Source organism: Clostridium sp., from assembly GCF_021443865.1.
Lineage (GTDB): Bacteria > Bacillota > Clostridia > Clostridiales > Clostridiaceae > Clostridium.
This window is the reverse complement of record NZ_JABUTB010000064.1, coordinates 10,995-22,864: the sequence shown is the minus strand read 5'-3', so window position 1 is coordinate 22,864 and position 11,870 is coordinate 10,995. Positions and strand designations below refer to the sequence as shown.

At 26.2% G+C, this 11,870-nt stretch carries 10 protein-coding genes; 5 read left to right on the top strand and 5 right to left on the bottom strand.

Annotated elements, in window-relative coordinates; translation table 11 throughout:
- On the top strand, positions 1-274 hold a 274-nt coding region (locus HUJ77_RS11505), incomplete at its 5' end, for a hypothetical protein (protein WP_291708763.1).
- A 210-nt stretch (positions 275-484) separates the two neighbouring features.
- Positions 485-1,006 carry a GNAT family N-acetyltransferase gene (locus tag HUJ77_RS11500; RefSeq protein ID WP_291708762.1) on the top strand — a complete coding sequence of 174 codons (522 nt, stop codon included), beginning with the start codon at positions 485-487 and terminating at the stop codon, positions 1,004-1,006.
- 227 nt (positions 1,007-1,233) lie between these two features.
- Here the strand turns inward: HUJ77_RS11500 and HUJ77_RS11495 are convergent, their stop codons facing one another.
- Together HUJ77_RS11495 and HUJ77_RS11490 are read right to left on the bottom strand one after the other, a co-directional pair.
- A complete protein-coding gene (locus HUJ77_RS11495; protein WP_291708761.1) occupies positions 1,234-3,183 on the bottom strand; it encodes a TetM/TetW/TetO/TetS family tetracycline resistance ribosomal protection protein in 1,950 nt (649 codons plus the stop codon).
- 22 nt (positions 3,184-3,205) lie between these two features.
- Entirely contained in the window at positions 3,206-3,991 is a 786-nt protein-coding gene (locus tag HUJ77_RS11490) for an EcsC family protein (RefSeq protein ID WP_291708759.1), read from the bottom strand.
- A gap of 357 nt (positions 3,992-4,348) precedes the next feature.
- Here HUJ77_RS11490 and cplR point away from each other — a divergent pair, with 357 nt between their 5' ends.
- Positions 4,349-5,992, top strand: coding sequence for an ABC-F type ribosomal protection protein CplR (cplR, locus tag HUJ77_RS11485; protein ID WP_291708758.1), 1,644 nt, complete (start codon positions 4,349-4,351; stop codon positions 5,990-5,992).
- A gap of 106 nt (positions 5,993-6,098) precedes the next feature.
- On the opposite strand, the gene HUJ77_RS11480 is transcribed toward cplR, so the two are convergent.
- Positions 6,099-7,232 (bottom strand): MFS transporter, encoded by a 1,134-nt coding sequence (locus HUJ77_RS11480; protein ID WP_291708757.1) that lies wholly within the window; start codon positions 7,230-7,232, stop codon positions 6,099-6,101.
- Between the two features lie 289 nt (positions 7,233-7,521).
- On the opposite strand from HUJ77_RS11480, the gene HUJ77_RS11475 reads away from it, so the two are divergent.
- Both HUJ77_RS11475 and HUJ77_RS11470 read left to right on the top strand, forming a co-directional pair.
- Entirely contained in the window at positions 7,522-7,692 is a 171-nt protein-coding gene (locus tag HUJ77_RS11475) for a hypothetical protein (RefSeq protein WP_291708755.1), read from the top strand.
- A 300-nt stretch (positions 7,693-7,992) separates the two neighbouring features.
- Entirely contained in the window at positions 7,993-8,733 is a 741-nt protein-coding gene (locus HUJ77_RS11470; protein WP_291708753.1) for an NADPH-dependent oxidoreductase, read from the top strand.
- Positions 8,734-9,023: 290 nt separating this feature from the next.
- Here the strand turns inward: HUJ77_RS11470 and tyrS are convergent, their stop codons facing one another.
- Both tyrS and HUJ77_RS11460 read right to left on the bottom strand, forming a co-directional pair.
- Entirely contained in the window at positions 9,024-10,226 is a 1,203-nt protein-coding gene (tyrS, locus tag HUJ77_RS11465) for a tyrosine--tRNA ligase (RefSeq protein ID WP_291708751.1), read from the bottom strand.
- Positions 10,227-10,957: 731 nt separating this feature from the next.
- On the bottom strand, positions 10,958-11,870 hold a 913-nt coding region (locus HUJ77_RS11460), incomplete at its 5' end, for a hypothetical protein (protein ID WP_291708750.1).

Genomic DNA, 11,870 nt, shown 5'->3' with positions numbered 1-11,870 from the left:
TTTCAATGAATTTATTACCAAAGAAATTTTGAATCTAACAAATGATAATTGTGTTCAAAAAATATTTATGTATCATCGATATCTTTTATGTGCATACACAGTATGTCATTACATTTTAAACAATGAAGATAATCCCTATTTTCAAGAAGTTGTTGAACCATATAAAGATCATCTGAAGATTGCTGTAGTTTTCTTAGAAGAACGCCTTGAAGATGACTTTGCAAGTTCTAGAAAAGAAAAAAGAGGTGTTAAACAAGTGTTTGAAGAAACTTGATCCTATGCTCGTAAAGAACTAGAAAACTATGATCTATTATTAAATAATGATAACGCTATTATTATTTATGGATATAATAATGAAAATAAACTTTATGAATATCATTGGGCAGCTAATAAAGTAGAAAATTTAATTAAAAACTTAAATAAAAGAAATAATCAAGAGAAAATTACCTTTGTTCCAAAAGAATGGGTACAAGAATTAGATAAATTGGAATTTGATATTTTAGCAATATGGAACGAGTATGTTTCTAGCAACATTGAAAGTAACTTAAATTATGAATGTCTAAAATTTATAGATGAAGGTAATTATAAAGAAGCCTCTAAAGTTACCACTAGCTGTGTTGGGAAAAGCAGAGGCTTTCATGGTGAAACTGAAGAATGGATGCAGGAATGGATACAAGGAAAACACCCATCAGTTCCTGAATATGTTTTTAAAAGTGCTGTTGTTTATGAAGAAACAGATAACCAAATTGTTGGGATAAGTTGTGTTGGGATTTATGGAGAAGAAAATAAGATACTTTGGATTAGAGAAATAGCTGTTAAGCCAGAATTCCAAGGAATGGGAATAGGTAGAAAGCTAATAGAAAAAGCTTTCACATATGGATTAAAGCATGGTGCAAAGAAATCCTTTCTAATGGCTGATGAAATCAATTATAATGCCTTACATTTATATAAAGCAATGGGTTTTAAAGCTAATCCCAATGAATGTCAAATTGATATGATTAGATAATAAATTCTCTATGTTATATAGTTATATACTATTCCCTATGTAAATTCAAATATAAATCCTATTAAATCATTTCTTTTTAGTATTATTGGATATATATTATAATATTTTGAATAGATATAACGTTTCTAAATAAGTTTTTCAAAATTATAATATTATGTACAAAAAAGGGAATTCGTACTAGAATCCCTTTTTTCATTATGGACTGTTATGAAAATTTAAATATATAATTATTTTTTAATTTCACAATGAATATATTCTTCTACTTTGTCCCAAGGTACTACGAATCCCTGTCCCTTTGAACAAAAAATAGAACTAGAAGAATATTCTATATCAGCATTTTTATCATAGCCTAATCTTTCTATAACTTCTTCTGTATTATGGCAAACATCATAACCATCAAAAATTAAATTTATACTTCCTTTTCCCTTAGTGAAAGTAAGAATTTCTTCACTATATTCCATAAAAGTAGATACTGGACCTCTACCTGTTATAGTTACTTTATTTAATTTTGTATCAGGTGGATTAAAACTTCCATTTAGCCTTTGTATATCTGAAATTACCCTGCCCATATAATTTAAATCCACGTCTATTTTAAATTTATAGTAAGGTTCTAACAGAACATTTTCACTTTTTTCTAAGCCCTGCCTAATAGCTCTAAAAGTAGCCTCTCTAAAATCTCCACCTTCTGTGTGCTTATTATGAGCTCTTCCTGTTATTAAGGTGAATTTTATATCCGTAATTGGTGAACCTGTTAAAAGTCCATGATGATTTCTTTCAAATATATGTGTTTTAATTAAATTTTGGTGTCCAGTAGTTAAATCATCTGCATGACATTTATTTTCAAAAGTAATTCCTTTACCTCTAGTATTAGGCTCTAATTTTAAATGAACTTCGGAATAATGTTTTAATGGTTCAAAATGTCCATATCCATAAGTCGCATTATTAATAGTTTCTTTATACATTATTTCATAAGGTCCAAAATCTATCTTTATATTAAATCTTTCATCCAATACTTCCTTTAATACTTCTAGTTGAATTTTTCCCATAATAGAAACCTGTATTTCTTGTAAAACTTCATTCCAAATAACATTTAAAGCTGGGTCTTCACTTTCTAAAACTCTAAAGACTCTTAGTATATCTTTAACATTATAGCTTTTATCAAAGATAACCTTTGACATTAATGTTGGAACCATATTAAATATTACCTCATCTTTTAAATCACCAATAGCTTCTCCTGCATTAGCCATACTTAACCCAGTAACTGCAAATAGGTCTCCTGCTACTACCCTATCTACAGTAGTAAATTTTGTTCCATTATATACTCTAATACTACTTATTTTTTCTATTATTTCAGAATCTCTTCCATATGACACTTCATCCCTAACTTTTAAACTTCCACTTAATGCTTTAATAAAAGTAAGTCTTGTACCATTATCATCATGTTTTATCTTATATACTCTTCCTGAAAATACACCTTCTTCATTGTAATCACTGATAGTTAAATCATTAAAAACACTTAAAAAATTTTCAATTCCTTGGTCTTGAAGAGCACTTCCAGATAAACATGGATATACCTTACTTTCTTTTATAAGACTTTTTAGACTTATAATCCAATCCTCTTCATTATATTCCCCATTAAAATATCTTTCTAAAAGACTCTCATCTCTTTCTGAAATAAATTCTATTATTTCCTCATTTAAATTATTTAAATTATCAATATAACAAATATCTGAAGTTAAATCATTTTTAATATCTTCAATTATTTTTTCTAAATCAGCACCTGTTCTGTCCATCTTATTTATAAAAAAGAAGGTTGGAACATTATATTTTTTAAGTAAAGTCCAAATTGTTTCTGTATGCCCTTGTATTCCTTCTACTCCACTTACTATTAAAATAGCATAATCCAAAATCTTTAATGCTCTTTCCATCTCCGAAGAAAAATCTATATGTCCTGGAGTGTCAATAAGATAATATTTAGAATCCCCTATTTCAAAAATAGCTTCATCAGAAAATATAGTAATTCCTCTTTCCTTCTCTATGTTATGAGAATCCAAGAAAGAGTTTTTATGATCCACTCTTCCTCTATTCCTAATAGTATTTGTATGATAAAGTAATTGTTCTGAAAACGTTGTTTTGCCTGCATCTACATGTGCAAGTATACCTATTGTCTTTTTCATTTAGTCACCCTTCTAAAAATTATTAGTATTTCTTTAAATATCTCTTTTTATATCTAATTCTTGAATATTTACTTACCTTGCTTATAAATTGATAGTTAGTAACTCCACCTATTACTCCAACTACAGGTAAGCCTTGAATAAATTTAGCAACAAGTAAGCTATTTGACAATACCTTAGATGTTTCTTTTATTTCTTCATCTAAAGAATTTTCTATATCTAATCCTAATATAATTTTATTTTCTATATTGTTTAGTTTTTCATTATAAATTTGTTTTTCTTCTTCACTACTTAATGCTACATTAATTAAGTTTAAAATATAAATTTTTTCTTCTTCACTTTCATAATTAAATCCATAGCTTAAAGCAATTTCATAAACAGTTTTTAATATCATTGATATAAATACTGGAATGTCAGGTATTCCGATTCCTAAAAGTCCTAAGCCTGCCCCCTCAACTGTTGAAATAGTTGAGTTAATCAACTTACTTTTCTTTCCTTGGGAATCAATTAATCTTAAACTTTTTCTTGTCATTCTTTTATTTAAAGAGAAATCATTAATTTCATGCTCTAATTTTATTTTTTCCTTATTATATAGCTTTTCAATATACTTACTACCATTTTTTATAACTATCTTAAAAGCATTATAAAAAGCACTTTCTAATGTTGATTTTAATTTATCTGGAATCTTCTCTTGAATTTTCTCAGATATGGGGGATATTTTATCCTTAATAAGTTTATTTTTCTTCTTATTAAGTATTTTATTTTCCTTCTTATTTAATTTATTAATTTCTTTATTTATAAATCTACTCATATTCTCAACTTCCTTATATATGATTAATACTAATTATATCATTTTAAATGAAAAGCTGAAATTACTTATTATTTTAAATTTTTCGAATATTTCTCTATCTAAAAATTAAAATCTTATATATAATATATTTGAAGATATAATTTCTTCAAAATAAATATTTACTTAAGGAAAGGTAAAGGTAATTTCAATAATGAGAATGTAATCTACTTTAATTAATTTAAGTGCATATAAAAAACAGTCTTTAGGCTTTTTTATTATGCGTAAATTTATGGAGAGTGGATTATTGACTATAGGTTTCTTTGCGTTACCTTTTTTTAGATGTCTATAACTCTCTCCCAAAATAGGAGGGATTTTTTTATGCAATTAGCATTATTAAATAATGTAAAAAAATATTATGGTGATAGATTATTATTAAATATTAAAAAACTTGAAATTATAAAAGGAGATAGAATAGGCTTAGTAGGTGAAAATGGTGCTGGTAAAAGTACTCTTTTAAAAATTTTAATAGGTGACGAGGAAGCTGATTCAGGAAGCATCTACTTAACTAAAAGTTTTTCTTATATTAGCCAAGTAGAAAATCCTAAAGAAGATAGCTCTTTTAATAAAATAAATAGCTTGTTTAATGCCCCTACTGAATATAGAGACTCTCTTTCTGGTGGAGAAAAAGTCAAACTTAAAATTTCTAATGCATTAAGTGAAAATAAAGAACTTATAATTGCAGATGAGCCAACTTCTAATTTAGATAGCAATAGTATTGAAACTTTAGAAAAAATGTTTGAAAATCATACTGGTTCCTTTATCATAGTTTCTCATGATAGAAATTTTCTTGATGCTTTATGTAATACCATAGTTGAAATTGAAGATGGAAAATTAAATATATATAAAGGGAACTATACTAAATATTTAGAACTAAAAGAATTAGAAAAAGCACATGAAAAAGATGAATATACTAAGTATATAAATGAAAAAAGAAGACTTGAAGAAGCAATAACTGTTAAAGAACAGCTTAGAAATAATATAAAGAGAACTCCTAAGAGAATGGGAAATTCAGAAGCAAGACTTCATAAAATGGGAGGGCAAAAATCCAAAAAAAATATGGATAATAGTATTAAAGCAATTAACAGTAGAATTGAACATCTTGATGTAAAAGAAAAACCAAAAACAGAAAAACAAATAAAGATAAATGTGATAGAAAACCTAAAATTAACTTCTAAAAATCCTATTGAAGTTAAAGATTTAAATCTTTTAGTAAAGGATAAGATTTTACTAACAAAGTCTAGTTTTAAAATAAAGAAAGGTAAGAAGGTTGCTTTAATAGGTAGAAATGGTTCTGGTAAAAGTACTCTTTTAAAGGAAATAATTAAAAATGATAATGAAAGTATTAAAATATCTAATAATGCTGTAATTGGTTTTCTGGATCAAGAACAAAATATACTAATTCAAGATAAAACAATCTTAGAAAATATAATGATTAACTCATCATACGAGGAAAGCTTTATTAGGATTAATCTTGATGGATTTGGATTTAAAGGTGATTCTGTATATAAAAAGATTTTTACTCTTAGCGGTGGAGAAAAAGTAAGAGTTGCCATATGTAAGCTATTACTTTCTGATAATAATATTATTATCCTTGATGAGCCAACAAATTATTTAGATATTAAGTGTATGGAATCTCTAGAAAATGCCCTTAAAAATACTGATAAAACTTTATTGATAGTTTCTCATGATAGAAAATTTATATCTACTATCTGTAACTCAATATTAGAAATAGAAAATAATGAAATTTATCAATTTGATGGTAGTTATAATGAATATATAGCCTTTAAAAACACACCTAAGGTAGATAAAAGTGCTAAGGAAAATAAAGAAGCTATATTACTGCTAGAAAATAAACTTTCAGAAGTTATATCTTTATTATCCTTTGAAAATAACCTTGAAAAGAAAAGCCAATTAGAAAAAGAGTATCTTGATATTTTAAATAAGCTTAAAGCTTTAAGATAAAATAAAAAGTGTGTAGTTTACTGCAATTGAAGTTATCATTGCAAAGGAAACTACACACTTATATTAACTAAATTCAAACTTTTATATAGAATTCCAAAAGCCTTTATTACTTTGCTTTATTCACGCCAATAAATATCATTGAAATTAAACTAATTAAACTACAAACTATTAAAGCTCCTTCTAAAGAATAATTAGCAGCAAACCCTATTACAGGATTAATAACTGCTGAAATTATGCTTCCAAGCATGGAATAAATAGAAAGTAAAGTTGCCCTATCTACAGTCTTTATAGATTTATTCTGTATATCTGCAAATATTGGTACAATAAAAGAGCTACTAGTTTCTATTAATGCTATTGTAGTAATAGCTAAAAATCCATTTCTAATAAATATCAAAGAAAAAGAACTTATAAAAATTATCATAATAAACAATTTAATAGTTGTTTTTTGTCCAATTTTATTTGTTATTTTATATGATTTAATTGATATTAGTGTAATAATTTGAATTAATGCTAATATTAAACCAAAATACTTTATATCAATACCACTTTTTATATATATTCCTTGATTTAAAAATACAGTTATACTTTGTACTACTTCACTTATTAAAGCTATAGAAATCACAAGTACCAATATATTTCTTTTTTCTAAAACGCATTTCAAGTTTTTAATTATTCCTACACTTTCTGAGGATTTTCCATTAACATCCTTTAAAAAGAAAGATAATAAAAAAGCAAATCCATAAGTTATAATCGTATAAAAGGCTGCTAAATCCATAGATACATTAATAATAAATGTAGATAATATTGAGCCCAATAAAAAACCTGAATTAGAAAAGAAATTATAACTTGCAAAAACTTTTTCACTATTATCTTTTTCATCTAAAGAAAGAAATAATAATGCAGAATCACAGCCTGATATACCTGAAATTGAAATAGCTAATAAAACTCTTTCAATTAAGAACATAAAAAATGAATCTGCTCTAAAAAAAATTATTTTAGAAAGAAAAAATATAAAATTAGCTAATATCAATGTTCTCTTATATCCCAATTTATCAGCAAATTTTCCCCAAGGAATTTCTAATAATATAATTAATATCATAAAAATAGATTCTATTAAAAATATTTGTGATATTGACACTCCTCGCTTTTCTCTATATATAGTTGCAATTGGAGCATAAAATATCAATCCTTGTAAAAATATAATAATATTCAACAAATAGATGTTTATTCTTTTATTCAATTTAATAATCCCTCCTAAGACACGACAAATAAACCTTTATAAAAGGTTATAAAAAAATCTTAGGTAATTATTAAATCGGTCTAAACATCTTAAATCCCTCCAACAAATTTTATTTTATTAGTTTTCTTATATATTATATACCTTTTTTAGTTTTGTGGATACTATTTCTAAAAGACATGTTTTTTTACTTATTTATACGTAGATTCCTTTAAAGCATCTAATTATATATTATTTTTAATTTTTTTGTGGAAAAACTAATAGAGATAATTTATATAGGAGGTAATTTAATATGGATAATAATAAGAATAGACAAAAGGATCGTCCTAAATCTAATGCTGAACTTAGAAAGATGTATTCCGAATCTGGAGCAGAGATAGGAATTGAAAATGGAATAAAGAAAGGCTCACATTCTAATGGTAAAAAGTTTACTAAAAGGTCAAAACTATCTCACAATAAATGATATGATATCTTGAAATATTTATTAATTATGTGTTGCACCTCTACATATAATTAATTACTTTCTCTATAAAAACATGAGTTTATATCTACTATTTTTATAATATTTTAAATTTATCAGTGCTTTATTTTAGATTATCTAATTTAAAGCACTTTTTTCTGAGTATATTAAATATTATCTACACAAAAACATACTAACAAAATTAAATTGTATTAAATTTAATTTATATCTATTGATTTTTATTCTTAATAAGACTATAATTCCTTAATAAGAACACAATATAAAAATGAAGGTGATTAATAAATGAACAAAACAATAGAAGTAATACAAAATCATAGATCTATAAGACAATACTTAGATAAGGATATATCAGATGACATTATTGATGAAATAGTAAAATCTGCTCAAGCTATGCCAAATTCAATTAATGGTCAACAAACATCAGTAATTGTTGTTAAAGACAAAGCTAAAAAGGAAAAGTTAGCAGAGCTTACTGGAAATCAACCTTGGGTTGCACAATCTCCAGTATTCCTTGTTTTTGTAATGGACTTTTACAGAACACATCTTGCTGCTAAGAAAAATAATGTTGAACAAGTAATTCATGAATATAATGAAGGAATTCAAGTTGGTTCTGTGGATGTTGGAATAGCTTTAGGTGCAGCTACAATAGCTGCTGAATCTCTTGGACTAGGTGTAGTTCCAATAGGTGGAATAAGAAAAAATCCTGAAGAAGTTATTAAACTTTTAGAACTTCCAAAATACACTTTCCCATTAGTTGGATTAGTTGTTGGATATCCTGCTAATAACTCTCATAAAAAGCCAAGGATTGCTTTTGATAGTTTTAGACATTTAGATAAATACAATAAAGAAATTGTTGAAGCTTCAATAGATCCTTATGATGATGAAATGTCTGAATACCTAAAAGAAGTTGGTAGATATGATAAAGAAAAAAATTGGAGTTATTCAACTTCTGGATTTTATAAATATAATTATTATCCAAAAGGTAGTTCTACTTTAGAAGAACAAGGATTTTTGGGCAAATAACATTATATTATAGAAATTAAAAATTTTATGCTATACCTATCTAATAATTCATTTTGGTTTAAAATACCATAATCATTAGATAGGTATAGCCTTTTTTATGTTAATATGTGTAATAAATCTTATCACTTATATTTCTTTCCCAAACGCCTAACCAAATATCTTCTATGGCCTAACGACATGAATTATAATGCTTTAATTTTATCCGGCTGCAAAAATAATATTAACTTATATATTTTTTACGATTATATCACAAAACATAATCAATAAAAAATGTAATTTTAACATAATATTTATTTGCATATGAGTTTAATAAACTTTTTCTTACCTATTTGAACTACATCACTATCTTTGATATTTTCATCTAAATCCTTTATTTTTTCGCCATTAAGCTTAATGCCCCCCTGCTCCAATAATCTATTAAATTCCTTTTTACTAGGTATTAATTTTTCACTTAGTAAATCATCAAGAATATCTCTTAATTTACTTCCCCTAAAATTCATAGATGGAATGTTATCTGGTATAGCTTTCTTTGAAAAAGCGGTATTATAAAAATCAATTGCTTCTATTACTTCTTCTTTTGAATGATATAAAGATGTTATTATCCTTGCTAATTCTAGCTTAATATCTCTTGGATTTTCTCCCTTATTAAGTCTTTCTTTTATTTCTTCTATTCTATCTGGATGTTCATCTGTTGCTAATTCAAAGTATTTAACTATTAAGCTATCTGGAACCTCCATAACCTTCTTAAACATTACATTTGCGTCTTCATTTACTCCAATATAATTTCCTAAGCTTTTACTCATTTTTTCTATTCCATCTAAGCCTTCCAATATTGGCATAAACATAGCTATTTGTTGTTCTTGTCCCTTTGCCTTTTGTAATGTTCTTCCCATTAAAATATTAAAGGTTTGATCAGTTCCTCCAAGTTCTATATCAGCCTCTAAAGCTATTGAATCGTATGCTTGCATTAATGGATAAAAGAATTCATGAATACCTATTGGCACATTATTCTTGTATCTTTTTTGGAAATCATCTCTTTCTAACATTCTAGCTACAGTTGTTGTAGCTGCTAGCTTTAATACATCATCAAAATTTAATTTTGAAAGCCAAGTACTATTAAACTTTACTTCTGTTTTTGACTTATCTAATATCTTAAAAATTTGATTTTTATAAGTTTCAGCATTTTTTAGTACTTCTTCTTCAGTTAGGGCCTTTCTTCCTTTTGCTTTTCCTGTTGGATCTCCAATCTTCCCTGTAAAGTCACCAATTACTATAACTGCCTTATGCCCTAAATCTTGCATTTGCTTAATCTTTCTTAAAACTACAGCATGACCTAAATGGATATCTGGTGCGCTTGGATCAAGTCCTAATTTAATAATTAATGGTTTGTTATTATTTATAGATTTCTCTAGCTTTATTTTCAGTTCTTCTTCAGTAACTATTAAACCTACTCCCTTTTTAATAATTTTTAGTTGTTCCTCTACTGTTTTCATATATTTTAACACTCCTCTTATATTTAAAATATAAGCAAGCTCTATAAGAATAATACCGTATAGAATATACTGTTGCTTATGACCTCGCAAGCTCCAAGTCATCGCAACAATATATTTTACACTTTAAAGCTAAATGTTTAAATTCCTCAGAATTCGGAATTTATAAATTAACATATTATATTATTTATGACTCTAAGACAATTTGAGAAAATAAAAAACTCCCGTCCCTTATATCAAAAGGACGAGAGATAAATCTTCGTGTTACCACCTTAGTTCATAGACAATTCACATTGTCTACCTTTTCGAGTACTCTAGTTTACTAGGTAATACTCTAGCACTATAACGTGTGCAAGGAATCCGTCACAGCCTACTAGGCACTTCGTGCAATGAAAAATGTAAAATGAATAATGAAAAATTAAGGAAAAAACTCCCTTGGAGTTTTAAAAATTAAATTACATAATAATTTAATACAAACCCATAATAATTATCCACTTTTATTTGCACTATACTAAAATTATGCCATTTGGTGTGAAGCTCAAAGATGTATTCATAATTAGCTTTTCTTGCACCTCTCATCAACCGGTAACTTTCTGTAAGATTTCTAATTACTACTTCTTCTTATCACAGCTTTTTATTATCTTATACTCCGAATTATATTAATAATTCTTAGTTATGCTTATTTATTACTATGGATTATAGAACTTCTTTCAAATATTGTCAATATCTTTTAATTAATAATCAATCTTAATTTTTATAGTTTTATCTTTCTTACTAATATCTAAAGATTTATCATTTACAATAAATAATTTTTTACCATCTCCAATATATAGTTGACTTCTCATAAATTCATATTTTCTATAATCCTTACCCAAATAATCTTTTAAATTGCTTTTATGAGGTGAAGGCTCATATGAAATCCATCCATCATAAGGAATTATTTCGTAATATAAATATTTATCAGACCATTTCTTCTTATATTTACTCCAATAAGCAATATCTACAGTTTCACTTTTCTCATTATACTTTAATTCTTCAATAAGTATATCCTCATTTATCCAAATGTCTTTTGCATTACTTCTCATATCCAAATCTAAAGGCTCACTAAAATTTGCCCTTTGTATTATTATTTTGGCATTATTAAACTTATCTATAGCTAAATCATTAAGGACAAAATTTTCTACTAGTCTAACTCCATTAACTAATATTTCTCTTTCATCAAATGCAACTATTCCCATTCTTTCTATATTTCTACCTTCTATATGAGGCATAAAATATATTCCTTCATTAAAAAAGTTACCATTATTTAATTGAATAGCTTTAACTTTTTCAGCATCATCGGAAACAAGTGAATAATCTAAGTTTATAGCCAGTGGACTAACTCTTAAATTATTTACAACAAATTTTATTCCATCTATTTCTATTTCATTATTATCAGGTTTTATATTTTTTACTTTAACTATTTTACTTTCATCAATATTAATAGTAATTTCTTTACTTTCTCCCCCTTCAGTAATCATTAAAGTAAAATTTTTTTTATTCTCTCCAATTTTAAAAATTTGAACACTTACAATATTTCCCCTCTCATCAGTTTCACTATATATACTTGAACCTGAAGCAGCCTCGCCATTTATAATTTCTATATTT